Annotated in this window: 29 protein-coding genes and 4 tRNA genes; 32 read left to right on the forward strand and 1 reads right to left on the reverse strand. The window is 37.6% G+C overall.

Annotated elements, in window-relative coordinates:
• The first annotated feature begins 64 nt into the window (after positions 1–64).
• The 23 genes from PQQ29_RS04770 (at position 65) to PQQ29_RS04880 (ending at position 16,887) form a co-directional block, all read left to right on the forward strand.
• The gene (locus PQQ29_RS04770; RefSeq protein ID WP_003771126.1) at positions 65–901 is read left to right on the forward strand and encodes an RsbT co-antagonist protein RsbRA; all 837 of its coding nucleotides are present in this window, start codon (positions 65–67) and stop codon (positions 899–901) included.
• Between the two features lie 5 nt (positions 902–906).
• On the forward strand, positions 907–1,263 hold the full coding sequence (locus PQQ29_RS04775; protein ID WP_187984063.1) for an STAS domain-containing protein: 357 nt from the start codon (positions 907–909) through the stop codon (positions 1,261–1,263).
• Between the two features lie 2 nt (positions 1,264–1,265).
• Positions 1,266–1,676 (forward strand): anti-sigma regulatory factor, encoded by a 411-nt coding sequence (locus tag PQQ29_RS04780; protein ID WP_010990667.1) that lies wholly within the window; start codon positions 1,266–1,268, stop codon positions 1,674–1,676.
• 16 nt (positions 1,677–1,692) lie between these two features.
• Positions 1,693–2,697 carry a PP2C family protein-serine/threonine phosphatase gene (locus tag PQQ29_RS04785; protein WP_045553450.1) on the forward strand — a complete coding sequence of 335 codons (1,005 nt, stop codon included), beginning with the start codon at positions 1,693–1,695 and terminating at the stop codon, positions 2,695–2,697.
• Positions 2,698–2,846: 149 nt separating this feature from the next.
• Positions 2,847–3,191, forward strand: coding sequence for an anti sigma b factor antagonist RsbV (rsbV, locus tag PQQ29_RS04790; protein ID WP_187997213.1), 345 nt, complete (start codon positions 2,847–2,849; stop codon positions 3,189–3,191).
• Positions 3,175–3,648, forward strand: coding sequence for an anti-sigma B factor RsbW (gene rsbW, locus PQQ29_RS04795; RefSeq protein WP_003761314.1), 474 nt, complete (start codon positions 3,175–3,177; stop codon positions 3,646–3,648). The genes rsbV and rsbW overlap by 17 nt, the downstream gene beginning before the upstream one ends.
• Complete coding sequence (gene sigB / locus PQQ29_RS04800; RefSeq protein WP_010990669.1) at positions 3,626–4,405, forward strand: RNA polymerase sigma factor SigB; 780 nt, start codon at positions 3,626–3,628, stop codon at positions 4,403–4,405. The genes rsbW and sigB overlap by 23 nt, the downstream gene beginning before the upstream one ends.
• On the forward strand, positions 4,406–5,005 hold the full coding sequence (locus PQQ29_RS04805; protein WP_003771134.1) for a PP2C family serine/threonine-protein phosphatase: 600 nt from the start codon (positions 4,406–4,408) through the stop codon (positions 5,003–5,005).
• A gap of 203 nt (positions 5,006–5,208) precedes the next feature.
• On the forward strand, positions 5,209–6,843 hold the full coding sequence (locus tag PQQ29_RS04810; RefSeq protein WP_003771135.1) for a SulP family inorganic anion transporter: 1,635 nt from the start codon (positions 5,209–5,211) through the stop codon (positions 6,841–6,843).
• A 67-nt stretch (positions 6,844–6,910) separates the two neighbouring features.
• Positions 6,911–9,088, forward strand: coding sequence for a Tex family protein (locus PQQ29_RS04815; RefSeq protein ID WP_003771137.1), 2,178 nt, complete (start codon positions 6,911–6,913; stop codon positions 9,086–9,088).
• Positions 9,088–9,555, forward strand: coding sequence for a SprT family protein (locus PQQ29_RS04820; RefSeq protein WP_003761323.1), 468 nt, complete (start codon positions 9,088–9,090; stop codon positions 9,553–9,555). Before PQQ29_RS04815 ends, PQQ29_RS04820 begins: the two co-directional genes overlap by 1 nt.
• A gap of 53 nt (positions 9,556–9,608) precedes the next feature.
• Positions 9,609–9,682, forward strand: a tRNA-Asn gene (locus tag PQQ29_RS04825).
• Between the two features lie 3 nt (positions 9,683–9,685).
• Positions 9,686–9,773 (forward strand) — tRNA-Ser (locus PQQ29_RS04830).
• A 113-nt stretch (positions 9,774–9,886) separates the two neighbouring features.
• The gene (locus PQQ29_RS04835) at positions 9,887–10,279 is read left to right on the forward strand and encodes an iron chaperone (RefSeq protein ID WP_003761325.1); all 393 of its coding nucleotides are present in this window, start codon (positions 9,887–9,889) and stop codon (positions 10,277–10,279) included.
• Between the two features lie 141 nt (positions 10,280–10,420).
• Entirely contained in the window at positions 10,421–11,707 is a 1,287-nt protein-coding gene (gene celB / locus PQQ29_RS04840) for a PTS cellobiose transporter subunit IIC (RefSeq protein WP_010990670.1), read from the forward strand.
• 80 nt (positions 11,708–11,787) lie between these two features.
• The gene (locus PQQ29_RS04845; RefSeq protein WP_003761327.1) at positions 11,788–12,501 is read left to right on the forward strand and encodes a GntR family transcriptional regulator; all 714 of its coding nucleotides are present in this window, start codon (positions 11,788–11,790) and stop codon (positions 12,499–12,501) included.
• 200 nt (positions 12,502–12,701) lie between these two features.
• A tRNA-Glu gene (locus PQQ29_RS04850) sits at positions 12,702–12,773 on the forward strand.
• A 26-nt stretch (positions 12,774–12,799) separates the two neighbouring features.
• Positions 12,800–12,872: transfer RNA gene (locus tag PQQ29_RS04855), tRNA-Asp, on the forward strand.
• 127 nt (positions 12,873–12,999) lie between these two features.
• On the forward strand, positions 13,000–13,380 hold the full coding sequence (locus tag PQQ29_RS04860; RefSeq protein ID WP_033533221.1) for an OsmC family protein: 381 nt from the start codon (positions 13,000–13,002) through the stop codon (positions 13,378–13,380).
• A gap of 116 nt (positions 13,381–13,496) precedes the next feature.
• A complete protein-coding gene (locus tag PQQ29_RS04865; protein ID WP_187984064.1) occupies positions 13,497–14,171 on the forward strand; it encodes a YdeI/OmpD-associated family protein in 675 nt (224 codons plus the stop codon).
• A 130-nt stretch (positions 14,172–14,301) separates the two neighbouring features.
• Positions 14,302–14,799 (forward strand): tyrosine phosphatase family protein, encoded by a 498-nt coding sequence (locus PQQ29_RS04870; protein WP_003771146.1) that lies wholly within the window; start codon positions 14,302–14,304, stop codon positions 14,797–14,799.
• A 35-nt stretch (positions 14,800–14,834) separates the two neighbouring features.
• Positions 14,835–16,184 carry a glutathione-disulfide reductase gene (gene gorA, locus PQQ29_RS04875; protein ID WP_003761331.1) on the forward strand — a complete coding sequence of 450 codons (1,350 nt, stop codon included), beginning with the start codon at positions 14,835–14,837 and terminating at the stop codon, positions 16,182–16,184.
• Between the two features lie 28 nt (positions 16,185–16,212).
• The gene (locus tag PQQ29_RS04880; RefSeq protein ID WP_003761333.1) at positions 16,213–16,887 is read left to right on the forward strand and encodes a histidine phosphatase family protein; all 675 of its coding nucleotides are present in this window, start codon (positions 16,213–16,215) and stop codon (positions 16,885–16,887) included.
• Between the two features lie 42 nt (positions 16,888–16,929).
• Here the strand turns inward: PQQ29_RS04880 and PQQ29_RS04885 are convergent, their stop codons facing one another.
• Complete coding sequence (locus PQQ29_RS04885) at positions 16,930–18,066, reverse strand: AI-2E family transporter (RefSeq protein ID WP_003761335.1); 1,137 nt, start codon at positions 18,064–18,066, stop codon at positions 16,930–16,932.
• A 141-nt stretch (positions 18,067–18,207) separates the two neighbouring features.
• Here PQQ29_RS04885 and PQQ29_RS04890 point away from each other — a divergent pair, with 141 nt between their 5' ends.
• The 9 genes from PQQ29_RS04890 (at position 18,208) to PQQ29_RS04930 (ending at position 26,476) form a co-directional block, all read left to right on the forward strand.
• On the forward strand, positions 18,208–18,600 hold the full coding sequence (locus PQQ29_RS04890; RefSeq protein ID WP_033533218.1) for a GntR family transcriptional regulator: 393 nt from the start codon (positions 18,208–18,210) through the stop codon (positions 18,598–18,600).
• 2 nt (positions 18,601–18,602) lie between these two features.
• Complete coding sequence (locus tag PQQ29_RS04895) at positions 18,603–19,706, forward strand: DUF1648 domain-containing protein (RefSeq protein WP_045554589.1); 1,104 nt, start codon at positions 18,603–18,605, stop codon at positions 19,704–19,706.
• Positions 19,707–19,807: 101 nt separating this feature from the next.
• Positions 19,808–20,311, forward strand: coding sequence for a GyrI-like domain-containing protein (locus PQQ29_RS04900; protein ID WP_187984065.1), 504 nt, complete (start codon positions 19,808–19,810; stop codon positions 20,309–20,311).
• Between the two features lie 114 nt (positions 20,312–20,425).
• Complete coding sequence (locus PQQ29_RS04905) at positions 20,426–21,238, forward strand: formate/nitrite transporter family protein (protein WP_003721480.1); 813 nt, start codon at positions 20,426–20,428, stop codon at positions 21,236–21,238.
• A 223-nt stretch (positions 21,239–21,461) separates the two neighbouring features.
• Positions 21,462–22,928, forward strand: coding sequence for an NAD-dependent succinate-semialdehyde dehydrogenase (locus PQQ29_RS04910; protein WP_010990675.1), 1,467 nt, complete (start codon positions 21,462–21,464; stop codon positions 22,926–22,928).
• Positions 22,929–23,069: 141 nt separating this feature from the next.
• Positions 23,070–23,375, forward strand: coding sequence for a PTS sugar transporter subunit IIB (locus tag PQQ29_RS04915; protein ID WP_003761350.1), 306 nt, complete (start codon positions 23,070–23,072; stop codon positions 23,373–23,375).
• Between the two features lie 4 nt (positions 23,376–23,379).
• The gene (locus PQQ29_RS04920; protein WP_003761352.1) at positions 23,380–24,648 is read left to right on the forward strand and encodes a PTS sugar transporter subunit IIC; all 1,269 of its coding nucleotides are present in this window, start codon (positions 23,380–23,382) and stop codon (positions 24,646–24,648) included.
• Positions 24,649–24,662: 14 nt separating this feature from the next.
• Positions 24,663–25,013, forward strand: a complete 351-nt coding sequence (locus PQQ29_RS04925; RefSeq protein ID WP_003761354.1) for a PTS lactose/cellobiose transporter subunit IIA — start codon at positions 24,663–24,665, stop codon at positions 25,011–25,013.
• 11 nt (positions 25,014–25,024) lie between these two features.
• Entirely contained in the window at positions 25,025–26,476 is a 1,452-nt protein-coding gene (locus tag PQQ29_RS04930) for a glycoside hydrolase family 1 protein (RefSeq protein ID WP_010990677.1), read from the forward strand.
• Positions 26,477–26,496 lie beyond the last annotated feature (20 nt).

Genomic DNA, 26,496 nt, shown 5'->3' on the forward strand with positions numbered 1-26,496 from the left:
TAATCAAACCGCATAATAATAGAGAAAATTTTGTTAACAATGGAGAAAGGTTGGAAAATAACTGATGTATAAAGATTTTGCAAACTTCATCCGTACAAATAAAAAAGACTTACTAAATAATTGGATGAATGAAATGGAGAAACAATCAGATCCGCTTATTAACGACATCGCTAAAGAACCGATGTACGAAGAAACAAGCATTGAATTTGTTGATTTGATTGTCTCGAATATTACTGAAAATGGCTCTAAGTTTAATGAAAAACTTGATGATTTTGCAGAGAAAGTGGTCCACCTAGGTTGGCCGATTCATTTTGTCACCACTGGCCTACGAGTTTTCGGGCTTTTAGTATATACAGCGATGAGAGATGAAGATTTATTCTTAAAAAGAGAAGAAAAACCAGAAGATGATGCCTATTATCGCTTTGAAACATGGCTTTCCTCCATGTATAACAAAGTGGTCACTGCCTACGCGGATACGTGGGAAAAGACAGTTTCTATCCAAAAAAGTGCTTTACAGGAATTATCCGCACCACTTTTACCAATATTTGAAAAAATTTCTGTAATGCCGCTAATTGGAACGATTGACACAGAAAGAGCTAAGTTAATCATAGAAAACTTACTAATAGGCGTTGTAAAAAATCGGTCAGAAGTGGTTTTGATTGATATTACGGGAGTTCCTGTTGTTGATACAATGGTTGCGCACCATATCATTCAAGCATCAGAAGCAGTTAGACTTGTCGGCTGTCAGGCAATGCTTGTAGGTATTAGACCAGAAATCGCGCAAACTATCGTTAACCTAGGAATTGAATTAGATCAGATTATCACGACCAACACAATGAAAAAAGGCATGGAGCGTGCGCTAGCCTTGACGAACAGAGAGATAGTAGAAAAAGAGGGGTGAATACTGTGGGGATACCAATCTTAAAGTTAGGTGAATGTTTATTAATTTCTATCCAGGGTGAATTAGATGATCATACTGCGGTAGAGTTCCAGGAAGATTTACTTGCAAAAATCCATGAAACGTCGGCCAGAGGAGTAGTCATTGATATAACTTCGATCGATTTTATTGATTCATTTATTGCAAAGATTCTTGGAGATGTAGTAAGTATGTCTAAATTGATGGGTGCAAAAGTGGTTGTAACTGGGATACAGCCAGCAGTTGCGATTACACTAATTGAACTCGGAATTACGTTTAGTGGAGTGCTTTCAGCGATGGATCTTGAAAGTGGTCTCGAAAAACTTAAACAGGAATTGGGGGAATGAACATGACATTCCAATCCTGTGTAAAGATAATTAATGAATGGGACATTGTGGCTGCACGACAATTAGGTAGAAAAATATCCAAAGAAATTGGCTTTGGAACGGTTGACCAAGCAAGAATTACAACAGCCATCAGTGAACTAGCAAGAAACATTTTCCTTTATGCTGGAAGAGGAGAGATTTGCATCGAAAAAGTAAGCGAATCCGGTAAGCAAGGAATGATTATTGTGGCCAAAGATAAAGGCCCAGGAATTGTAGATATTAGAAAAGTAATGCAAGATGGTTATACTACATCTGGCGGTCTTGGAGCAGGTCTCCCGGGAGTTAAACGCTTAATGGACAGTTTTGATATTGAATCCAGCATTGAAGGCGACACAAGAGGAACGGTAATTACAACAACGAAATGGGTTCGGTAAGGAGAGCTAGGAAAAAATGGAAAAAGCTTTTGAAGGAAAATACCGTGATATTCTTATTCAATATTTAGAACATCAAGATGAAGAAATTCTTTATACTTGCGAGAAATTATCCAGAGAAGCTATGGAAGAGCGAGTTTCACCAGAAGAAATTGTCCATTTACATCGCTCAGTTCTTGAATTATACGGAAAAGAGTTGCCAGATTTTGTACGATTATCATTTGATGTTTTACTCGAAATAATGGTAGGTTACGGCTTAGCTTATATGGAACATCTGAGTCTAAGAACCGAACAAAAAGCGTTACGTAGCGAAATTGCTCAAGCAGAAGATATGCAAAAAACCTTAATGAAAACAGATGTGCCAGAACATGATTCGCTTGATTTTGGCGTTATAAGTGTCGCAGCAAGACAAATGAGTGGCGACTATTATAGCTTTACAGAAGAAGGCGATAAGCAAATTGGTGTCGCACTCGCTGACGTTATTGGTAAAGGAATCCCGGCTGCATTTAGTATCTCGATGATAAAATATGCTCTAGCAGGGATGACTGGTGACGACCGAAAACCATCCATCGTCCTAGAAACACTGAACCAAGTAGCGGAAGAAAACATTAATGATAATATGTTTATCACGATGTTTTACGGGCTTTATCATGAAGATACGCATTTGTTTGAATATGGTTCTGCTGGACATGAACTAGGTTTATATTACCAACATAAAGAAAACAGCTTTTCTGATTTATATGCCAAAGGTTTACCTCTGGGTGTTGATAAAAATGCTGTTTATCGTCAATTTGATAAGAAAATTGAAGTTGGAGACGCTATTTTTATTATGTCAGATGGTGTTACTGAAACTAGAACAGCAAATGGATTTATCGAACGAGAAGAGTTAACAGAAATTATAGCAGCGCATATTTCATTATCAGCTGAAAAAATGGTACATGCAATTTATGATCAATTAGTTAAAATGCAAAACTTTGAATTGCATGATGACTTTACACTTATTTGTATTAAACGAACTAAATAAGTCCAAAGTAGAGACGTACCTCATTCTTTAAAGAGCATTTACTGGTGAGTAAACGTATTTAAAGAGTGGAACGTTTTTATTTTTTAATGTTTTAATTTTATTTGTTAGGGTAAAATCGACAGTATACTTAAATTAGATGGGGTGAAGTGATGAATATTAGTATAGAAATAAAAGAACGTGATACTGACCACATAGACATATTTGTTGCTGGGGAGATCGATGCTTATAAAGCGCCAAAGGTAAAAGAAGCACTTGAAGTATATCAAGTAAAAGAGGGTATTGTACTTAGAATTGATTTAACAGAAGTAAGTTATATGGATAGCACCGGTTTAGGCGTATTTGTAGGGGCTTTCAAAAGCTTACGACAACGCCAAAGTGAACTTGTCTTGTTTGGTTTAAGCGACCGACTTTTCCGATTGTTTGAAATCACAGGATTGTCAGATATCATTGAAATCAAAAATGTAGAGGGTGAAATGAATGGCAACAATGCATGACAAAATTACATTACAACTTCCTGCCAAACCTGAATATGTTAGTTTAGGTAGACTTTCATTATCAGGAATTGCAAGTCGCGCAGGATTTTCTTATGAAGCAATTGAAGATTTGAAAATAGCTGTAAGTGAAGCCATCACTAATTCCGTAAAACATGCATTTAAAGGTGAAGAAGATGGTGAAATTACTGTAGAATACCATATCTATGAAGACAAATTAGAAGTTCGTGTTTCTGATAATGGAACAAGCTTCGACCTAGAAACTCGTAAACAAGAAATTGGCCCTTATGAAGTGGGTGAAGATGCGGAGATGATGCGCATCGGAGGGCTAGGTTTATTTTTAATTGAAACATTAATGGATGATGTGAAACTTTATTACGATGAAGGGGTTTCTGTCGTAATGACCAAATATATTAATGAAAAGCAGGTGGAGGAGAATGCCAAAAGTATCTCAACCTGATAAAGAAGCAAAAGAAAAAGTGTATATTTGGATTGCCGCTTACCAAGAAGACGGTGACGAAGATGCCCAATATAATTTAGTCATTCATTATAAAAACTTAGTAGAATCAATTGCCCGCAAATATTCCCAAGGTAAATCTTTTCACGAAGATTTAGTTCAAGTTGGAAATATTGGTTTGCTTGGTGCTATTAGACGTTATGATGCTACTTTTGGGAAAAGCTTTGAAGCATTTGCTGTGCCGACAATTGTTGGCGAAATTAAACGTTTTTTACGTGATAAAACATGGAGCGTTCATGTACCACGTCGAATTAAAGAATTAGGTCCGAAAATTAAAAATGCCGTGGAAGAGCTAACAAGAGAACTACAAAGCTCGCCGCAAATTAGCGATATTGCAGATTTTATCGGTGTCACGGAAGAAGAAGTTTTAGAAGCAATGGAAATGGGAAAAAGTTACCAAGCACTTTCTGTAGATCATTCGATTGAAGCAGATTCGGATGGAAGTACCATTACGTTACTTGATGTTGTTGGTGGTACGGATGATGGATTTGAACGTGTGAATCAACGTATGCTTTTAGAGAAAGTTCTCCCTGTTTTAGATGAGCGAGAACAGAAAATATTGCAATATACATTCATTGAAAATCGTAGTCAAAAAGAAACTGGTGAACTACTCGATATATCACAAATGCATGTGTCTAGAATCCAACGTCAAGCTATTAAAAAACTTCGAGAGGCGTTGCAGAATGAGGAAGTGGAGTAAATGAACAAGGCGGTTGAATCAAATAATTTATTTGTATTTCAACGTTCTAAAGCATTACAACAATACTGCGGGGATGTTTATTTTACCCATGAAGACAAAAATGGTTTTTTGTATGTTCTTTCTGATGGACTCGGAAGTGGGCTTGAGGCGAATAGAGCCGCCAAAGCGACCGTTGAAGCCATAAAGGAAGATATTCATGCGGATATTACTGATATGCTTGAAAAAGCTAACCAGGCCGTTTCTGGACTTCGTGGTGCTGCGATAGCAATTATTAAAGGTGACTACTTAACGAAAACACTTTACTATACTGGTATGGGTAATATCCGATTTTATATGATTGGCATAGAAGATAAGCTTATTTTTCCGCTTTCTGGTTCTGGATTTTTATCCGGAAGAAAACAGAAGTACCGGATGCAATCTTTTAAATACAAACCAGGCAGTAAGTTTTTGATGCATTCAGATGGGCTTGTTCTTTCTCGTGTTCGAAAAAGTCTCGAATCACCACTTTGTGTAGTGAAAATAGGACATTTAATCGAGCGAAATATACTTGATATTCCAACAGATGATGTAACTTTCATGATTGGAAAATTTCCAGAATAACGCAAACACCTTTTAAACGAGCAATGGTTTAAAAGGTGTTTTTTTAAATCGGGTGTGAGAACTTAGTCTATTTATGGTATATTAGAATAGAGCGCTAGTTTTTATACTTCATCATGTGATAAAAATCACTTAGTAAGCGTGAAGCGATATTGCTTTGCGTTTTTTCGCGCGGATTAAAATATAAATAAGAGAGAAGGAGCAAATTGAAGAAAGTTTTATCGAATAGTGTAAAAGGTTATACGTGGGCGAGATTTAGAAAAGACTTGCTTGCGGGGATTATCGTGGGCATCATTGCTTTACCACTGGGGATGTCATTTGCGATTGCTTCAGGAGTAAAGCCTGAATACGGGATTTATTCAAGTTTTGTTGCTGGTATTATTGTTTCCATTTTTGGTGGTTCTAGATTTCAAATAGCGGGGCCGACTGGGGCGTTTATTCCTGTATTACTTGGAATCGTCTTAACTTATGGTTATCAGGATTTACTTGTAGCTGGGATGATGGCTGGGGTTTTACTTTGTTTAATGGGGATTTTCAAACTTGGAACGTTAATTAAATTTATTCCGCGCCCGGTAACTATCGGTTTTACAGCGGGAATTGCCGTAACGATTTTTATGGGACAAGTGGGGAATTTCCTTGGATTAACTGGAATGGAAAAACATGAATCATTTATAGCAAATATGAAAGAGATCTGGCTACACTTAGATTCATGGAATTTCTATAGCGTGTTAATTTCCTGTATTTGTATGTTTGTATTATTTGTTTTTCCAAAAATTTTACCACGAATTCCAGCGCCACTCATTGGTCTTGTGATTACGACCGGGATTGCCATGCTGTTTTTCAAAGATGCGCTTCCAACAATTGGATCGGCATACGGAGAAATCCCGAGTACTTTTCCACCATTCCAATTTCCTGATATGACATTTGCTAATATGAGTAAATTGATTGGGCCGGCTTTTGTTATTGCAATGCTCGGTGGGATTGAATCGCTTCTTTCGGCAGTGGTAGCAGATGGGATGACGAATACAAAACATAATAGTAACCGTGAATTGATTGGACAAGGTATCGCAAACATTGTGACGCCAATGTTTGGTGGTATTCCAGCAACTGGAGCAATTGCAAGAACAGCGACCAATATTAATAATGGTGCCACTAGTCGTGTTTCAGGAGTTATTCATGGGATTTTCGTATTGCTTACTTTACTTGTCCTTGCACCAGTAGCTATTAATATTCCGATTGCAGCAATGGCGCCGATTTTGATGTTAGTTGCTTGGAATATGAGTGAACGAAAAACATTTCAACATATTATCAAATTAAAATCAGGCGATACTCTAGTGCTTGTTATTACTTTTTTATTAACAGTTTTCGCAAGTTTAACAGTAGCCGTTGAAGTGGGATTATTGCTTGCGGTCGTGCTCTTCGCTAAACAAATGGGCAGCTCGATGCAAATTGAAGAAATTGAACCAGAAGGCGCCGAAATAGCTCCTCATTTACATGATAAAATTAGCATATTTACGATTCGCGGGCCGCTTTTCTTTGGTGCAGCACAAATTTTTCAACAAAATATTATTAAAGCAATCCATGTGAAACCAGAATTTCTTATTTTGCGAATGGGAAAAGTGCCAATTATCGATGCTACGGCAGAAGGTTATTTCCATCAAATTGAAAAAGAATTTTCGAAGCAAGGTGGGCAAATCTTGATTACGGGCCTAACAGACAAAGCGAAAGAAAGTCTGAAAGGTAGCGGACTTTATGACCGAATTGGGGAAGAACACTTCTTTTTACACACAGAAGACGCGGTCCATTATGCGGAAAATGCTTTAAGTGAGCTTAGCAGATAGCTTTTGTCAGTTGAAACGTAATTATGTTACACTTAATAGATAATGAAATAATTGGAGGCTATCAAGTATGGAACAAATGCAAGAAAAAATAATGAAATTAGTCCAAAAATCGCTAACTTATAAACCAGCGCAAATTAATGCCGTAATTAAACTAATGGAAGAAGGCAACACTGTTCCATTTATCGCACGTTACCGTAAAGAAATGACTGGTAGCCTAGATGAAGTTGAAATTCGCGATATTGAAGAAACGTTTGAATACGTTACTAAATTAGAAAATCGTAAAGAAGAAATTATTCGCTTAATAGATGAACAAGGAAAATTAACAGATGAACTAAAAGCTGCAATCATAAAAGCAGAAAAGCATCAAGCATTAGAAGACTTATACCGCCCTTATAAACAAAAGAAACGCACTAAAGCAACCATTGCCAAAGAAAAAGGCTTAGAACCTCTGGCCGATTGGTTAATGAGCTTTCCAAGTAATGCAAATCCACTTGAAGAAGCTGCCAAATACATCTCTGAAGAAAAAGAAGTGACATCAGCAGAAGACGCTTTACTAGGCGCACATGAAATAATTGCCGAACAAATCAGTGATGAACCTACTTTCCGTGAATGGATTCGTAACTTCACTAGAAAATTCGGTATGATTGAATCACGAGCAAAAAACGCAGAAGCTGATGAAAAAGGCGTTTACGAAATGTACTACGAATTTAATGAAATGATTGGAAAAGTTGCTAGTCACCGGATACTTGCTTTTAATCGTGGTGAAAAAGAAGATATTTTACGCGTACAAGTCCAAGTAGACACAACAAAAATCTTCCAATATCTTTTTGAAAAAGTAATCCAAAACCGTAATTCTGCAACACGAACCTACGTAGAAGAAGCGATTTTAGATGCCTATAAACGATTTATCGGTCCAGCAATTGAACGTGAAATTCGCGGTGAACTGACTGATAAAGCAGAAGAACAAGCAATCCATATTTTCTCCGAGAACTTGCGCAAACTGCTATTACAACCACCTTTAAAAGGAAAAATCATCCTTGGTGTTGACCCCGCTTTTAGAACAGGTTGTAAATTTTCTGTATTAGATCAAACGGGGAAAGTGCTAGAAATCGGTGTTGTTTATCCACATACTGCTAAGGCGCGACGTCCAGAAGCAAAACAAAAGATAGCTGAGATTTTATCCACCTATCAAGTAGAAGTTATCGCGATTGGTAACGGAACAGCTTCTCGTGAAACAGAGCAATTTATCGTAGAAGTTATTCGCGAATCAAAATCAAATGCTTATTATTGTATTGTTAATGAAGCAGGCGCAAGTGTTTATTCTGCAAGTGAAACAGCTCGTGAAGAATTCCCGGATTATCAAGTAGAAGAACGTAGCGCAGTTTCTATCGGACGCCGCTTACAAGATCCATTAGCAGAACTTGTAAAAATTGATCCAAAATCAGTAGGAGTAGGACAATATCAACACGATGTTGCCCAAAAACGCTTGAATGAAACGCTAACTTTTGTCGTTGAAACAGCCGTTAACCAAGTAGGCGTCAACGTAAATACAGCATCCGCATCACTTTTACAATATGTTGCCGGTTTAAACAAAACAGTTGCAAATAACATCCGTAAATATCGCGAAGAAAACGGTTCTTTCACTTCTCGTAAAGAGTTGAAAAAAGTTCCTCGTCTCGGCGCGAAATCATATGAACAAAGTATCGGTTTCTTACGTATTTTAGAGGGCGAAAATCCACTTGATAAAACAGCTATTCACCCTGAGAGCTATAAAGCAGCAGAGCAAATTGTAAAAGCAGCTGGTTTTGGCTTGAATGATATTGGTAGCGAGGATTTAAAAGCAGCATTACAAGCTCTTAGTATCCCAGAAGAAGCAGAAAAACTAGGCATTGGTAAAGAAACGATGCGCGACATTATTGATAACTTAATTGCCCCAGGCCGCGACCTTCGTGATGAACTACCAGCTCCACTATTAAAACAAGATGTTATTTCGATGGAAGATTTAAAACAAGGGATGGAGTTACAAGGAACTGTTCGTAACGTTGTTGACTTTGGCGCTTTTGTTGATATTGGCGTGAAACAAGACGGACTTGTGCACATTTCAAAACTAAGTAATTCCTTTGTTAAAAACCCGATGGATGTCGTTTCAGTAGGAGACGTTGTAACAGTTTGGGTTGATGAAGTAGACACGAAGAAAAATCGAATTGCTTTAACAATGCGTAATCCAGATGGAAGTGTCAAATAATGAATCAAACAGAATTGCAGCAGCACATGGAAGAAGTGTCGCTGCAATTTTTCCAAAAAGAATTCCGTCACCAAGCTGTTTTTAACACGCGTTTACGAACAACCGGCGGAAGATATTTACTCAAAAGCCACAATATCGAAATGAACCCTAAGTACTTAGAAAACTTTGGCTTAGAGTACTTTTTCGGCATTATGAAACATGAATTATGTCATTATCACCTTCATTTAGAGAAAAAAGGCTACCAACATCGCGACAAGGATTTTCGTGAATTATTAAAAAAAGTAGACGCCCCAAGGTTTTGTGCTGCGATTCCGCGTGAAATTACAATGCATGAATATACATGTAAAAGTTGCGGGAAGTCATTTTTAAGACAACGTAGATTTAATGTAAACCGTTATCGCTGTGGCAGTTGCGGCGGAAGATTAAAGCAAACTGGTTCAAAAAAAGTTTATACAGAATCCCCCTAAAAAGCCTTGCATTTTTGCTTAATTCTGCGTATACTAATGGAAGTCAGATAATTCAACAGTAGCTCCGTTGATAGCGTAATTGGCTGTTAACCGAGTGGGCGCAGGAACAAGAATCCTGCCTGTTGCGTTTGGGGAAGTACTCAAGTGGCTGAAGAGGTGCCCCTGCTAAGGGTATAGGTCGCTCACGCGGCGCGAGGGTTCAAATCCCTCCTTCTCCGTAATTAAGAAAGGTTACCTTATAAATGTTAAGGTAACCTTTTTTGCGCGCTAAAATTGGCATTTGAGAAGAGAGTTGCTATAATAAGAAAAACGTTTCAGAAAGGAATGGACTATGGATAATAAGCTAGAATTTACAACGATTGATGAATATATTACCCAAGCGCCACCAGAAACAAAAGAAGTGTTGCAAAAAATAAGAGAGACAATTCAAGCTGCTGCCCCAGAAGCAACTGAGAAAATCAGCTATCAAATGCCAACTTTTTATTTTGAAGGAAATCTAGTGCATTTTGCAGTCGCGAAAAATCATTACGGGTTTTATCCAGCGCCTAGTGGCATTTCGGCCTTTGAGAAGCAATTAGGAAAGTATAAGTATTCAAAAGGTGCGGTTCAATTTCCTATCAAAGAAGAAGTTCCTTATGAATTAATTAAAGAAATGACACTTTTCCGATTAGCAGAAAATAAACAAAAAGCAGCAGAAAAGCTAGCAAAGAAAAAGAAAAAATAAGTTTGAGGCTTTCATCAATATGATGGAAGCTTTTTTGTTTGGTCTTTTATTTTAAAAAGACTAGACATTTAAAAATAAATGAGTATAATAATAAATAGAAAACGTTTTCTTGTAGAAAAAAATACGTTTGGGGGAAGAAAAGTGAATAAATTTATGGAGTTGCTTGGGGATAAATTAATGCCTCTTGCTGCAAAGTTAGGGGAGAATCGTTACTTAACGACTTTACGAGATGCTTTTATGTTAGCGTTTCCACTGACAATGTTTGGTTCTATTGCTGTAGTTTTGATGAATCTGCCATTTTGGAGTGATGAAACGAAAGCTACTTTACAACTTTATTTAGGAAATGCCCAAAATGCGACGATGAGTATTATGACGGTTTTTGTCGTTTTTGGTATTGGTTATTCGTTATCGAAGTATTATAAAGTAGAAGCTATATACGGTGGTGCTGTAGCGCTCGCTAGTTTCTTGATTTTAACGCCATTTTTCTTTAATAGTGCCAATGGGGAATTAGTTACTGGAGCACTTTCTTTAGACAGACTTGGTGCAAAAGGTATGTTTATTGGGATGATTACTGGTTTTATTGCTGGAGAATTATATCGTTTCTTCGTGCAACGTGATTGGACGATTAAAATGCCTGATGGGGTGCCTCCAGCAGTTGCTAAATCATTTGCTGCATTAATACCAGCAGTTTTGACATTAAGTATCTTTTTAGTAATTAATATTATTGTTCAATTCTTCTTCAATACCAACTTACATGATGTCGTGTACACGGTTATTCAAAAACCGCTTGTTGGTTTAGGATCGGGAATTATACCAACTTTGATTGCACTTTTCTTTGTCCAAGTATTGTGGTTCTTCGGTTTACATGGTCAAATTATTGTAAACTCGGTAATGGACCCAATTTGGAATACGTTAATGCTTGAAAATCTGGATGCCTATAAAGCTGGGTCTCCGTTACCACATATTATTACAAAACCATTCATGGAAGTATTTACTGTCGGCATGGGTGGATCTGGGATGACACTTGCTGTAGTAATCGCGCTCGCTTTTCTAATGAAGAGCAAACAAAGCAAGGAAATCGGTCGTTTAGCGCTCGGACCTGGTATTTTTAATGTAAACGAACCGGTATTATTCGGGATGCCAATCGTATTAAATGCAACAATTTTAATTCCGTGGATACTTGCACCATTAGTTGTCACTACACTTAATTACTTTGTGATGGCTGCTGGGATTGTACCAGCTCCAACTGGGGTATCTGTACCTTGGACAGTGCCAATTATCATCAATGGAATTTTAGCAACAAACTCATGGCTCGGTGGGGCACTTCAAGTGGTGGATTTCTTCATCGTGTTAATCATCTGGTATCCATTCCTTAAACTTGTTGACCGTACGAATATAGCAAGAGAATCCGAAGCAGCTATCAAATAAGTTATGTTTTCCTTTTCGATATGCTATAATTTGATTGGAAATGGCTAGACATTTTTAATTCAAACGAAGGAGCGATCGACTTGGTTAAGTATGAACTGATTGCCGCAGAAATCCGTGAAAAAATAAACAACGGTACTTATCCACCAGAATCCATTCTTCCTGATCAAGTGAGCTTATCTAGAGCTTATGATTGTAGCAGAATGACAATAAAAAAAGCCTTTGACGTACTTGCGCTTGAAGGACTTGTTTACAGACAACGTGGTGCAGGAACTTTTGTGATGAAAAATGCCTTAGCTAATAAACAAGATGCGAGTTTGCGAGATTATGACGGTCTAACAAAAATGATGGGAGACAATCGAATCCGAAGTAAAATCATTGCATTCGATATTGCTTTCCCAGATGAAAAAACGCAAGAACAACTCTTGATTAAAGCAGACCAACCAGTGTATAAATTGATTCGTTTGCGTCTGTTAGATGGTGAGCCGTATGTATTAGAGCATACAACCATGCCAGCAGATTTAGTTCCAGGTTTAACGAGAGAGATTTTGCATCATTCTATTTATGCATACTTACAAGACACATTAGGGCTCGTTTTAAGTGGTGCATTTCGAAAAATTAATGCCGATAAGCCATCTGAATATGACCAAGAATATTTAGCGTGCGGAGAACATGATCCAGTTTTAGAAGTGGAGCAAGTAGTGTATTTAAAAGACGGTAGACCAGTCGAATATTCCCGTTCAAGACATCGCTATGATACGAGAAGTTTCATTATGGTTGATCACCGAGAAAAGTAAAATAAAGTCAGCGTGCCTTTTTATAAGCATAGCTGACTTTATTTTATACTAGCAAAAATGCATAAAAAACATGAGATAAAAATTTTGTAAATAAAATTAGAAAAAGCCGTTGACAGTCACTGAGATTATGTTATAATAAAAAAGCTGGTGTAAGAGAAATGAATTCAATTGAATATATATTCATTTTTCGTTTTTTATCTGGCCCGTTGGTCAAGCGGTTAAGACACCGCCCTTTCACGGCGGTAACACGGGTTCGAATCCCGTACGGGTCACTTTTTTATTCATTTTCTATACATATGGTTCCGTGGTGTAGGGGTTAACATGCCTGCCTGTCACGCAGGAGATCGCGGGTTCAAATCCCGTCGGGACCGCTCAAAAAGAATCCAAGTTACACTTGGATTCTTTTTTTCGTATCGGAAATTGGACATGGCTTTTTATTTGAGCTATAATCTTATTATTCATATAAGAATTGTAAGAATTAAATTGGAGGAATTAATCATGGATTTAGTGAAAAATGGGAAAGTATTAGAACTTGTACATCCAAATGGAAACTGGACATTAATTAAAGAAGAAGGTTTTTCTCCAGTTCAAATAACAGTGGCTGCGGTTGCGGCTTGTAGCGGATATGTATATCAAACATTACTTGAGAAAAAACGAATTGAGATAAATGATTTAAGCATTCATACCGATTATGAGCAAGATCAAGAAAGTGCCGTGCATGTTTTAACGAAAATTAACGTTACTTTCACAGTTGATTTAGTGGATAAAAGTAACGAAGCGAAAGCCGAAAAAGCCGTGCATTTAGTGAAAGATGCCTGCCCGGTTGCGAAAAGTTTAGACCCTTCGATTGAAATTAACGAGATTGTTGTTTTTAAATAAAAGATTAAAAGACCGGGCCTCGGAGCTCGGTCTCTTTTTTTACATTGAGTTTGGCTTGATTACTTGGAGGGAAGGCTATATACTGAAACCAAACTATACAAACGAGGTGCTGGAATATGGCAGAGAAGACAATAGTAGAAAAATTACAACTGACTAAGTACAAAGAAGCAGTCATCCTAAATCAACCAGATGGAGCTGATTATTTTCGAAATCTAGCGAATTACGAAGAAAAACTAACAGATAAGCAATACGATTTAATTTTTGACTTTGTTGAAACGCTAGAAGAATTAGTGTCTTTTACGAAAGACGTTATTGCTACAAATAAACTTTCCGCGAATGGTTATTTATTTTTCGCTTATCCGAAAAAAGGCAATAAAAAATTCGCTACATATGTCCACCGCGATGAACTCATGCCGGCGCTTAAAACCGATGAGGAAGGTTACGTCGATGGTAGCACGCTCAAATTCACGCGAATGGTCGCACTTGATGAAACATACACGGTTGTTGGACTAAAAGAAGCAGCAAAACTAAAAGCGAAGGGCGTAAAGAAAAATAATCCTTCCGCAGATGAATATGCCGATTATGTACCGCTTGTCGCAGAATTTTTAGCAGATAAAGGTGATTTACAAGCATTTTACAATAATTTAGCGACAGGATACCAGCGTGTTTGGGCTCGTTATATTTATTCTGCCAAACAACCAGCCACTCAAGAAAAAAGACGCGTAGAAATGGTCGATATTTTGAGTCAAGGATACAAAACAAAAGATCTTTACCGCCAAGGAAAAAAGTAACCAGATAATTTTATTTGGTTATTTTTGCGTTTGAAACTGCTTCTTTATGTAAAAGTGTGGAACCGTGATAGAATAGAGGAGGAATAAGGCGAAGGAAAATCTTGTTGCACTGGAAAAGGGGACATGCAGGATGGCGAATTATATTAACAAAGAAAGGCGCCAAATTGATTTTGATCCATTTGAATTACGGATAATTGCCGTACCAGAAGTAGTAGCGGTTCAATTTAAGCCGCGCTCAGAACATACTTTACTTATTCGTATTGCGGATGTTGGCGCAACGTATCAGCCACTCAAACACGAAGCACTTTTTGAAGCTATTTTGCCCGTTCATTTTAACGATATTAACGAAGAAGACGATTACTGGGGATTAAGTGACAAAGAGCAGGCCGAGATGAAGCTGTTTAATGAGGTTCATCGTGACTTGATTTATGATTTTGTGGATGAACATCCAGATTTCACGCAAATCGTAGTCCATTGTCATGCTGGAGTCAGTCGAAGTAGCGCCGTTGCTATGGGTATTGCTGAACATTTAGGAGATACCGACACCTATGAAAAACTTCAAGTGATTAAACGTTACTTACCAAATCCGCGGGTTCTCGCGATTATGCGGGGCGAAGCGTATTTATAAAAACGAAAACGAAGAAATGTTAGGAGAGATTTTGTATGGAGAAGCATTATGATTATATTGCGATTGGTGGCGGTAGTGGCGGGATTGCTTCTATTAACCGCGCGGCAATGCACGGGGCAAAGTGTGCATTAATTGAACCAAAATTTTTAGGTGGTACTTGTGTAAATGTTGGCTGCGTTCCTAAAAAAGTAATGTGGTATGGCGCACAAATCAAAGAAGCAATGGATTTATACGCAGATGCTTATGGTTACCAAGTAGATTCAAGCTTTAACTTCCAAAAATTAGTAGAAAACCGGGAAGCTTACATTGAACGAATCCGAGGTTCCTACAAAAATGGACTTGATAACAATAAAGTTGAATGGATCAAAGGTTACGCCGAATTTGTCGATGAAAAAACGTTACGAGTGAATGGTGAATTAGTAACAGCGGATCATATTTTAATTGCGACGGGCGGCGAACCAGCACTTCCTTCCATCCCTGGCGCAGAATATGGCATTACTTCAGACGGCTTTTTTGCGTTAAAAGAGCTTCCTAAAAAAGTGGCGGTTGTCGGCGCGGGTTATATTGCTGTTGAGTTAGCCGGTGTATTACAGCAATTTGGATCAGATACGCATCTTTTTGTACGTAAACATGCTCCTCTGCGTAATTTTGACCCGATTTTAACAGATACATTGACTGAGCTTATCGAGCAATCTGACATGACTTTGCATAAACATGCCGTTCCTCAAAAAGTGGAAAAAAACTCGGATGGTAGTTTAACTATATTTTTAGAAGATGGTCGTACGGAAACAGTAGATACTTTAATCTGGGCAATCGGCCGTAAACCGGTTATTAAAGGGCTTCAAATCGAAAAAGCGGGCGTTGAACTTGTGGATAGCGGGCATATTGCGGTAGATAAATTCCAAAATACCAATGTAGACGGGATTTATGCAGTTGGCGATGTAACGGGACATTACGAATTGACTCCAGTTGCGATTGCTGCTGGTCGTCGTCTTTCAGAACGCCTTTTCAATAATAAAAAAGATGCTCATTTAACCTATGAAAATATTCCAACTGTTGTCTTTAGCCATCCAGCTATTGGTACAGTTGGCTTAACAGAACCAGAAGCTATTGAAAAATATGGCAAAGAAAATATTAAAGTATATACGTCTAGCTTTACGTCGATGTATACAGCTATTACAGACCACCGCGAGCCTTGCCGGATGAAATTGATTTGTGAAGGGAAGACTGAACGCGTAATCGGCCTGCATGGTATTGGTTACGGAGTGGATGAAATGATTCAAGGATTTGCTGTTGCTATTAATATGGGAGCAACAAAAGCTGATTTTGATAATACAGTTGCTATCCACCCAACAGGATCTGAAGAATTTGTTACAATGAAATAGAAAACAACGATGGAGGAGGAAGTACGTAATGGGAAAAAAATTATCACTTTATTTTGTAAGACATGGTCAAACATATTTAAACAAAAATCTACGTATGCAGGGCTGGGCTGATACGCCGCTTACACCAGAAGGAATTGAAGTTGTAAAAGAAAGTGGTCGCGGACTTGCCGAAACGGAATTCGTCGCCGCTTATTCAAGTGACTTACACCGTACAATCGCAACAGCAGGACACTTACTAAAAGAAAATAAACATGCATTCGGCTTAACTCTTGAACCACTAAGCGAATTTCGGGAAACATTCTTCGGTTCCTATGAAGGTGAAAAAGGCGATGTAGCTTGGAACGAAATTGCTCATCATATGGGTTACGCAAATCAAGACGAATTATTTAAAAACGCAGATGTTCGAGAAACGATGAATGGCACGAAAGCCGCTGACCCAACTGGTGATGCGGAAGATTTTATGACATTCTGGACGCGGGTAGAACAAGGTTTCTTACATGTCATTAATCGGCACCGTGAAACAGGCGGGAACGTTCTTATTGTCGCTCACGGAAATACCATTCGCAACATTGTCCACGAACTGGAACCATCCATGGACGAATCAGTCATTCTAGACAATGCGAGTGTTACTGTTTTAGCTTATGAAAATGGTTTATTCAAATTAGAACGTTTAAACGATACTTCTCATTTTAAAAAAGCATAGAAAAAACGAGCTTTAGGAACTAGTTTCCCAAAGCTCGTTATTTTATTCTGTCGGCGGATTAGACCCAGGTGGATTATTATCAATTGCCAGCTGTCCTCGCCTTAATTTAATTAACCGATTCACATTGACGATAATTGTTTTTACTACCGCGTAAAGTGGAACACCTAAGATCATTCCAAAAATTCCTGCTAAATTACCTGCAACAATCAAGATGATGATAATAGTGAGCGGGTGAATGGATAATGATTTACCCATAATATATGGAGAAAGTAAGTTAGAGTCAATTTGTTGGACGATGGTAACGACAACAATTACGAGTAAAGCCTGAACTGGAGAAGTGAATAGCGCCACGATAACCGCGGGAGCTGCTCCAAGGAATGGTCCAAGATAAGGAATAATGTTCGTTGCACCTGCAATAAATCCAAACAGAAGGGCATATGGTTGACCAATAATTAAGTAACCAATAAAAGTAAACAAACCAACAAACATACAATCAATCGCTTGAGAACTAATATAAGTAGAAATTGTTTTGTTCATTTCTTTAATAATTTGTTTTGCTTCAGTACGAATGCCTGCTGGGAAAAATTTGCCAGAAGACTCAACGAATTTATGACCATCTTTAAACATATAAAAGACGATAAATGGAACTGTTACAAGAATCATAACGAAACCAGAAACAAACGAGATAATCGCGCCAAAACTAGAAGCTACCCCATCAACTACCACAGACATAATTTTCGGTAAGGAAATGTTGAGTTTCGAAAGTTCTTGTTTCATATCAATATCTTTTAATGCAGAATTATTTGAGAGACTTTGTAGCCATTTTTCAAAATCTTGCCAGTAACCTGGTATTGCTTTTGCAAGTTCAGCTACTTGGTCAGCAAGTGTTGGACCGAGTTGCATTACAGCTAGAACAACAAGCGCGATAAACGCGATAAAAATCAAAATAACACTTAAAAGTCGCGGAACTTTTCTCTTTTCTAAAAATAAAACTAGCGGATTGAATAAATAGAATAAAAATCCTGCTACTAGAATAGGCATAAATAAAGTGGAAACGATTATACCGATTGGTGAAAATATGTACTTCATCTGCAACAGAATAAATAAAACTGCCACAACTGCTAAAATTTCAATAGTCCAAAAAAACAATTTACTATCCCTAAAACGTGAAAATTTCAAATGATCCCCTTCTTTCTATAAACCTTATTGTTAAATTTTATAGTACCATTAACTGCTTTAAATAGCCACTGAATTTATGATGTTGACTTAAAAATATATGTGTTATACAATGTGTATAACAGTTAGAGAAGAGGTGTTTGTATGTTACTCGCGATTGACTTACAATCAGACGAGCCGATTTATACACAAATATGTAATCAAATTATTGAAGGCATGGCAAAACGGGAACTTTTACCGGGAGATAAACTTCCTTCCGTGCGAAGTCTTGGTGCGGATATTGGTATTAATTTTCATACCGTAAATAAAGCATACCAAATCTTAAAGCAAGAAGGATTTATTCAAATACACCGCCAAAAAGGAGTAGTTATACATCCAGATGGCGTGGCAAAAGCAGATCAACTATTTTTCACTAAGCTGCAAACAAAACTAAGACCATTAATTGCAGAATCGATTGTGCGTAGCGTGAGTGAGGAAGAGTGGCTAGAAATTAGTAAAGCTATTTTTAACGAAATGAAAGGGCGGAGTGTGGAGTAGTTATGGAAATCATCATTTATATTTTTGTCAGTATTGCTATTATTTCACTGCAAGCAATTACGCCATTTGTGATACGTAAATCCGAATGTTTCGGGGTAAATGTGGGCGAACGCGCTAATCGAAATGCAGAACTAACCCAACTTAAAAAACAATATGTTGGTCAAGTGATTTTATGGACTGTATTGGTTGCTATCATTGGAATTGCATTAATTCAAGGTTTTCATTGGAGTGAAAACATTCAAGCGGGAATCTTTATCATATCCATGTTCGGTCAATTAATTGTTTCTTTCATTATTTACTATCGTTTTCATCACACAACATTACAGTGGAAAAGAGAAAAAATCGAGTCTGGTGAAATTTCAACCAATTCGATTATCATGGTAGATACTAGTTTTCATCGCAGGAAAATGGTTATTTCGTATACTTGGTTTGTAGTGCCATTACTTATTTTTATTATCACACTTGCCATTACAGTAGTGTTCTATCCAATTGCACCAGAGGCTTTTCCAGTCCATTTTGATATGAATGGAGTCGTGACTGACACCGTTCAAAAATCGGTGAGAGCTGCTTTACTTTTACCAATGCTACAATTAGGGATGATTGCTTTATTTATATTTATTAATTTCGTTATTGCGAGAAGCAAACAAACGGTGGAAAATGAAAACCCGGCAGATTCATTAAAACGGAATATGCTGTTTAGACAAATTTCTAGTAAAGCAATGTTGATTATGTGCGTTATTCTGGTTATTGATTTTCTCGTAATGCAAGTAGTTATTTTACTTTCACTCTCGCCTGAAATTATGATGATTACCATGAGTATTTCTATCATCTTAATATTACTTGGAACAGTACTCCTTGCTGTAAAAGTAGGACAAGGTGGAAGTAGGCTAAAATTTGCTAACGAACCAGATAATGTGAATAAACCAATTCGTGATGATGATGCGTTTTGGAAAGCTGGAGTAATCTATTTTAACAGGAATGATCCTGCTTTATTTGTTGAAAAACGTTTTGGCATTGGCTGGACGATCAACACTGCCCGCCCTGTTGCATGGCTCACTTTTGTTTTTATTATTGCAGCGATAGTTTTCATTAGTATCTTGTTTTAAGTAAAGTTTAGTAGGGTATTTATCATGTGTTATGCGGATAAAAAATTAAAATCATCTATGAATCTTCTGCCGTAATATTCTTTTTAAAAGGAGTGTTAATCATGGCGATTAGACAAGGACGATTAGAAGAATGGGAAGGTTTCACGGGGATTGCGCTTGTTCACGAAGGATTAAAAACAGAAGCATTTCATACCGGAATTAAAACAGCTTTTAAAGAAATGCTCAAACTTGCGCAAGATTTAGATGATTTTTCAGAACTAAAAGAGGTCTATGGTATTTCCGTCCATAATATAGAAGATGGTATAACGTATTACGCTGTCATCCCAGTTGAGCAAAAGTACGCTCACTTAAAAGAACCACTAGAATGGATTGAAGTTCCAGCACATACTTATTTTGTAGCGGAACATATAGCAGAGACCGATATACTAGAAAGTTACGAGGAAATAGCTCGAGCAATACAACAAAAAGAGTACAAGCCGTATATTACTGCAAACAATCCAGTTTTTGATCCATTACCATTTAAATTAGAAATTTATGCGAAAAACGGTGAAGAAAGTGCGGATATTGAAATTAGGATACCCGTTGTAAAAGAACTCCATACGTAAAACGCGAGCCCGGGACTTTTGTGCCGGGCTTTTTTATACTAGCAAGCTGTTTTTGATTATGCTATAATAAGAACGCAATTTTGTGATTATTTTAACAAGAAGGAAGGGATTCATGTGGGATATTATAGCCCGCAGGAAGTAACAGAGATTACGATTGAAAAAGGGACGCAAAAAGCAAATTCGAGTACATTAACACTCGTTTTACTAGGTTTTTTGGGTGGCGCTTTTATTTCTCTTGGTTACTTATTATACATACGCGCAGTAGGAACAATGCCTCACGAATGGGGCAGTTTTGCAACGCTTATTGGTGCGAGCCTTTTTCCAGTTGGGCTTGTGTGCATTTTACTCGGTGGAGGAGAATTAATCACTGGCAACATGATGGCGGTAGCGATTGCTTGGTATGACAAAAAGATTTCCTTCCAACAATTACTTAGAAACTGGGCGATTGTGTCCGTCATGAACTTAGTCGGCGCCTTTTTCGTCGCATACTTCTTCGGGCATTTCGTTGGCTTAACAGAAGGAGATTTTTTACCCAAAACACTTGCAACAGCTGGAGCAAAAATTAACGATCCTTTCTGGGTTGCTTTCGTTTCAGGTATCGGGTGTAACTGGTTTGTTGGAATTGCTGTGTGGCTTTGTTACGCGGCTAAAGACTTTGCTGGAAAAATCCTCGGTATTTGGTTCCCCGTCATGGCTTTTGTAGCTATCGGATTTCAGCACGTTGTCGCCAATATGTTTATTATCCCAGCCGCAATTTTCGCTGGATACTATTCATGGGCAGATTTTATTTGGAACGTCATCCCAGTATACCTCGGAAACGTAGTCGGCGGAGCAGTTTTTGTCAGCCTTTTCTATTTCCTTGCATATAAGAAAAACGCACCGAAAAAAGTAAAAGAAGAAATACATCAACCAATTGAAGAAAATTAATTATAAAAAGCTAGTTGCACCCGTTGCAGCTAGTTTTTTTTGAAAAAAATTAAAGTTTTTTAGAAAGTCGCTCGTGCCCATCATGCTGGGATAGAGCAAGTTTTCTTATAAGCCATTTTCTGGGTTTAAGAAGAAAATCCTGATTAAATTTTTCGATTTGTGGAAAACACTATTATAAGCAACGATAGATTCGGACAGAAAAATTTACTAAGGAGTGGTATTTTTGAGTATTAAAGAAACAAGCTTACCAAAAGTTCAAACCAAATTATTTATTAATGGAAAATGGATAGATGGCGATAATAAAGAAACAAAAGATATTGTAAATCCAGCAAACGGCGAAGTCATCGCGAAAATTGCTCAAGCAGGACCTAAAGAAACAAAACAAGCGATTAAAGCTGCAAAAGATGCTTTTCCTGATTGGGCGAAAATGGAACTAGCTGACCGCGTTAAACTCTTGCATAATATTGCTGATTTAATGGAAGAACGAGCAGATACTTTAGCAAAAATTATGACCTTAGAACAAGGTAAACCATTAAAAGAATCAAAAGGAGAAGTTTTAACCGGCGCGGAAAACTTCCGATTCGCAGCTGAAGAAGCAAGAAGACTATACGGTGAAACAATCCCAGCTCCAAACAACCACGCGTTTATTGTTAAAAAACAACCAATTGGCGTAGTAGCAGCAATTACTCCGTGGAATTTCCCGGGTGGAATGGTGACACGAAAACTCGCACCAGCGCTAGCTACAGGTAATACCATCGTGTTAAAACCATCTGGAGATACCCCGCTTTCGGCTTTAGCTATCTTTGAAATTTTTGAAGAAGCTGGCTTACCAAAAGGTGTTGCTAATATTGTCATGGGAAGCTCGAAAGAAATCGGTGAAACTTTAACAGATAGTGATGATGTCCGCAAATTAACGTTTACAGGTTCGACAAAAGTCGGTCAAACACTATTTAAACAATCTGCTGACACCTTGAAGAAAATCTCGCTTGAGCTTGGGGGGCACGCACCATTTATCGTGTTTGCGGATGCTAACCTTGAAGCTGCAGTAGATGATTTAATCACAGCAAAATTCCGTAACAATGGTCAAGTATGTGTATCACCAAACCGCATCTTTGTAGCAAAAGAAATCAAAGAAAAATTCACTAAAACATTAGTCGCTAAAGTAGAAAAACTAAAAGTCGGTAACGGTTTAGACGACGTAAATGTTGGTCCGCTTATTCGCGAAGATGCCATCGACAAAATCGACAAACAACTTAAAAACGCGACAGATAAAGGCGCCAAAGTCCTAACTGGTGGCGAACGTTTAACTGGCTCTGACTACGACAAAGGTAATTTCTATAAACCAACTGTTTTAGATAACGTCACTCGTGAAATGGACATCTTTTATGAAGAAACATTCGGCCCCGTAATTCCGCTTATCGTTTTTGAAAATGAAGATGAAGCAATTGAAATGGCGAATGATAGCGAATTCGGTCTAGCATCTTATTTCTATACAAAAGATTTAGCACGCGTTGAAAAAGTCGGTGCAGCTCTAGAATATGGTATGGTTGGTGCAAACGAAATCGCTATATCCAATCCAGAAACTCCATTTGGTGGTGTAAAACATTCAGGATTTGGCCGCGAAAATGGTCATTACGGAATGGAAGAATACATCCAAGTGAAATTCATTAACTTAAAATATCGTGATTAAATCAAACGAGAATGGAACTCCTTCGCATCAAGCGAAGGGGTTCTTTTTTGCGTACTTTCCTACCAGTAGGAAAAAAGTATATTTGTAAGCGGATTCAGTCGTTTATATAATAAAAGTAAGTTAAGGAAAGGGAGGATACAAATGAAAAACATTTTACTCATTTGTGGGTCAGGAGCTTCAAGTGGATTTATGGCAGCAGCAATTAGAAAAGCCGCAAAAAAACGCGGAGAAAAAGTAACCGTGAAAGCAGCTAGTGAGTCTCAAATTGATGAAAGAATAAACGAAATCGACTATTTACTCATCGGACCACATTTAGCTTATATGTTAGACGATTTAAAGCAAAAAGTAGCTGATAAAGATGTTTTAGTATCAGTCATTCCACAAGCAACATACGGCACACTTAATGGCGAAAAAGCACTTGATCTCATTTTAAATATGGAGGGATAAAACGATGAACAACAAAGTGATGGATTTTATGACAAATAAATTTGCTCCAAAAGTAAATAAAGTTGTTAAAAATCCTTGGGTATCAGCAATTCAAGATGCAATTATGTCTGCGCTTCCACTCGTTTTTGTCGGTTCTTTAGTAACCATCGTTTCACTTCTTAAAAATTTATTTCCAGGTATGCCAGATTTTTCGATGATAAGTAATTTTTCGTTTGGGATGTTCGGTTTAGTTGTAGCATTTTTAATCCCGTATTATCTGATGGAGAAAAAAGGGAATAGCAGTCAAAAATTAATTTCCGGAGCTACTGGACTTGTATTATTTTTAATGTTACTATTTCCGACTATTTCAGCAGATGGAGACGCGGTTTTCATTTTATCTAGATTTGGGGCAACTGGAATGTTCTTGTCGATTACAACGGGACTATTTGTTGGTTGTGTAATGAATTTTGCGGCGAAACGTTCGCTCTTCAGTGAAGATACGCCAATCCCGGATTTCGTTGTCGGTTGGTTTAACAGTTTACTACCAATTACTTTTATTTTAATCGTTGGTTGGTTAATTACAGTTCAATTTAATATTGATTTCTTTGAAGTTATTGTGGCTGTGTTTAGCCCACTCGCATCGATTGTACAATCTTATCCGGGCTTTGTGCTTTCGGTTTTCATTCCCGCTTTTCTTTATACATTCGGGATTTCTGGATGGGTAATGATGCCAGCGATTTATCCAGTTTATATGGCAGGACTCGCAGAAAACTCACAAGCCGTAGCAAATGGCGCAAGTGCATCAAATATCGCAACACAAGAAACAGTGTACGCTTTAATTTCAATCGGCGGGGTGGGTACAACCTTATCACTTTCGATTATGATGCTGATTTTAAGTAAATCTTTACAGCTAAAAGCAATCGGAAAAGCAGTTATTGTTCCGTCAATTTTTAACATCAACGAACCATTATTCTTCGGAGCACCAATTGCCTTCAATCCATACTTAATGATTCCAACGTGGATTAATGCTTTCTTAGTTCCAAGCATCGCCTATTTCGTTATGTCGATGAACTTAGTGAGTATCCCCGCGCAATCATTCTTGCTATGGTACATGCCTTACCCAGTAACATCTTATCTCGCAACACAAGACTTCCGCGCGGTTATTGCTTGTCTAGCGATTATCGTCATCACATGGCTCGTCTATCTGCCATTCTTTAAAGCATACGATAACTCTTTATTAAAACAAGAAAAATTAGATGCAGTAGAAGCAGAGAAAGAAATGGTAACAAATTGATTGGAGGAACTAAAATGTCAGAGCAAGACTATGTTGAAGAAACAGATAGTTTAAATGAACTATCCATGAATATTTTAATCCATGCAGGAAACGCAAGAAATGATTTAGTAAAAGGTCTCAATCACTTAGAAGAATTAGAATTTAACGAAGCCGAGGAATTAATCGCCTCTGCCAAAAAAGAAATTGTCATTGCGCATAGTCTGCAAACAGATACATTACAACTAGAAGCTTCAGGCAACCAAATCCGCTATTCAACTCTATTCTGTCATGCCCAAGATACTCTAATGACAGCAAAAAGTGAAATACTAATCGGCGAACATATGCTACGTTTATTCAAAAAAATGACCGAACTTACGAAAAAATAGGAGGTACAAGTATGTTTGAAAATTATCAGTTTCCAAAAGACTTCTTATGGGGTGGAGCTATCGCAGCCAACCAAGCAGAAGGTGCATTTAAAGTAGATGGAAAAGGAATTAGTTTAGCAGATTTACACAAATATCATAAAGGTAAAACAAACGATGAAATTAGCGAAGAACAACATAAAGGCGTAAGTTTAGCTGATATTAAAGCAAGTATAGAAGATAAAGTAAACTATTATCCGAAACGCCACGGTATTGATTTTTACCATACTTATCCAGAAGATTTAGCTCTTCTTGCTGAAATGGGTTTTAAAACATTTCGAACTTCGATTGACTGGACGCGAATTTTCCCAACTGGAGAAGAAGAGGAACCAAATGAAGCAGGTTTAAAATATTACGATCAATTAATCGACAAAATAATCGAACTTGGTATGGAACCAATTATTACCATTTTGCATTATGAAACACCAGTAGAGATTGTCTTAAACCATGGTGGATGGCATAATCGGAAAGTCATCGATCTGTTTGAAAAATACGGCAAAACCGTCCTTGATCGTTACAGTAAAAAAGTGAAATATTGGATTGTTATTAACCAAATTAATCTAATCCAATTTGAACCATTCAACTCCACTGCCATTCCATATGATGCTGTCGATGATTATTTATCAGCAACGTATCAAGCAGTTCATAATCAATTTGTTGCTAGTGCGAAAATTTATGAATACGGCAAAGCGCTGAATCCAGATTTAATGATTGGTACGATGCTGGCAGATTGCACAGCCTACCCATACTCATGTGACCCAGACGATATTGTGCTTGCAATGAAACGTAATCGGATGGAATATTTCTTCGCAGACGTGCAGTTCCAAGGAGAATATCCACAATATGCACTTAATTATCTTGCTGAAAATAATATTACAATTGAAATCACAGAAGAAGACAAAGCTATTTTACAAAAAAACACGATGGATTATCTAGCACTTTCTTATTATTATTCGCAAATGGTCGATTCCAAGAAAAATGATTTAGATCCCGCTTCGATTACCCCAAATCCGCACTTAAAAGCAAATCCGTGGGGCTGGGCTGTGGATCCGAAAGGGCTATATAATGCTCTGTCACAATACTGGGATAGATACCATAAACCAATCATTATTGCAGAAAACGGCTTCGGAATGTACGACGAATTAGACAATGGCGAAATCCATGATGATTACCGCATTGATTATTTATCTGCCCATTTAAAAGAAATGAAACGCGCGATGTATGACGGGGTAGAAGTGATCGCATATTGTGCATGGGGCCCAATTGACATCGTTAGTTGTTCTTCCGCGCAAATGGAAAAAAGATACGGTTTCATCTACGTTGATTTAGACAACGAAGGGAACGGCACAGGCAAAAGAATTAAAAAAGACAGCTTTTCATGGTATAAAAAAGTAATAGAGTCTAATGGGGAAGATCTAGAAGTTTAATGTAACAGAAGCGCCAGTTG

Source organism: Listeria innocua (assembly GCF_028596125.1).
In the GTDB taxonomy this organism is placed as follows: Bacteria; Bacillota; Bacilli; order Lactobacillales; family Listeriaceae; genus Listeria; species Listeria innocua.

Excerpts from the sequence above, each read along its gene's own strand:
- PQQ29_RS04860 (WP_033533221.1), top strand. The coding sequence starts at position 13,000 with ATGGATTTAGTGAAAAATGGGAAAGTATTAGAACTTGTACATCCAAAT.
- PQQ29_RS04880 (WP_003761333.1), top strand. The coding sequence starts at position 16,213 with ATGGGAAAAAAATTATCACTTTATTTTGTAAGACATGGTCAAACATAT.
- PQQ29_RS04820 (WP_003761323.1), top strand. The coding sequence starts at position 9,088 with ATGAATCAAACAGAATTGCAGCAGCACATGGAAGAAGTGTCGCTGCAA.
- sigB (WP_010990669.1), top strand. The coding sequence starts at position 3,626 with ATGCCAAAAGTATCTCAACCTGATAAAGAAGCAAAAGAAAAAGTGTAT.
- PQQ29_RS04895 (WP_045554589.1), top strand. The coding sequence starts at position 18,603 with ATGGAAATCATCATTTATATTTTTGTCAGTATTGCTATTATTTCACTG.
- PQQ29_RS04890 (WP_033533218.1), top strand. The coding sequence starts at position 18,208 with ATGTTACTCGCGATTGACTTACAATCAGACGAGCCGATTTATACACAA.
- PQQ29_RS04915 (WP_003761350.1), top strand. The coding sequence starts at position 23,070 with ATGAAAAACATTTTACTCATTTGTGGGTCAGGAGCTTCAAGTGGATTT.
- PQQ29_RS04785 (WP_045553450.1), top strand. The coding sequence starts at position 1,693 with ATGGAAAAAGCTTTTGAAGGAAAATACCGTGATATTCTTATTCAATAT.
- PQQ29_RS04770 (WP_003771126.1), top strand. The coding sequence starts at position 65 with ATGTATAAAGATTTTGCAAACTTCATCCGTACAAATAAAAAAGACTTA.
- PQQ29_RS04920 (WP_003761352.1), top strand. The coding sequence starts at position 23,380 with ATGAACAACAAAGTGATGGATTTTATGACAAATAAATTTGCTCCAAAA.
- PQQ29_RS04865 (WP_187984064.1), top strand. The coding sequence starts at position 13,497 with ATGGCAGAGAAGACAATAGTAGAAAAATTACAACTGACTAAGTACAAA.
- PQQ29_RS04900 (WP_187984065.1), top strand. The coding sequence starts at position 19,808 with ATGGCGATTAGACAAGGACGATTAGAAGAATGGGAAGGTTTCACGGGG.
- gorA (WP_003761331.1), top strand. The coding sequence starts at position 14,835 with ATGGAGAAGCATTATGATTATATTGCGATTGGTGGCGGTAGTGGCGGG.
- rsbV (WP_187997213.1), top strand. The coding sequence starts at position 2,847 with ATGAATATTAGTATAGAAATAAAAGAACGTGATACTGACCACATAGAC.
- PQQ29_RS04870 (WP_003771146.1), top strand. The coding sequence starts at position 14,302 with ATGGCGAATTATATTAACAAAGAAAGGCGCCAAATTGATTTTGATCCA.
- PQQ29_RS04930 (WP_010990677.1), top strand. The coding sequence starts at position 25,025 with ATGTTTGAAAATTATCAGTTTCCAAAAGACTTCTTATGGGGTGGAGCT.
- PQQ29_RS04925 (WP_003761354.1), top strand. The coding sequence starts at position 24,663 with ATGTCAGAGCAAGACTATGTTGAAGAAACAGATAGTTTAAATGAACTA.
- PQQ29_RS04835 (WP_003761325.1), top strand. The coding sequence starts at position 9,887 with ATGGATAATAAGCTAGAATTTACAACGATTGATGAATATATTACCCAA.
- PQQ29_RS04805 (WP_003771134.1), top strand. The coding sequence starts at position 4,406 with ATGAACAAGGCGGTTGAATCAAATAATTTATTTGTATTTCAACGTTCT.
- PQQ29_RS04815 (WP_003771137.1), top strand. The coding sequence starts at position 6,911 with ATGGAACAAATGCAAGAAAAAATAATGAAATTAGTCCAAAAATCGCTA.
- rsbW (WP_003761314.1), top strand. The coding sequence starts at position 3,175 with ATGGCAACAATGCATGACAAAATTACATTACAACTTCCTGCCAAACCT.
- PQQ29_RS04780 (WP_010990667.1), top strand. The coding sequence starts at position 1,266 with ATGACATTCCAATCCTGTGTAAAGATAATTAATGAATGGGACATTGTG.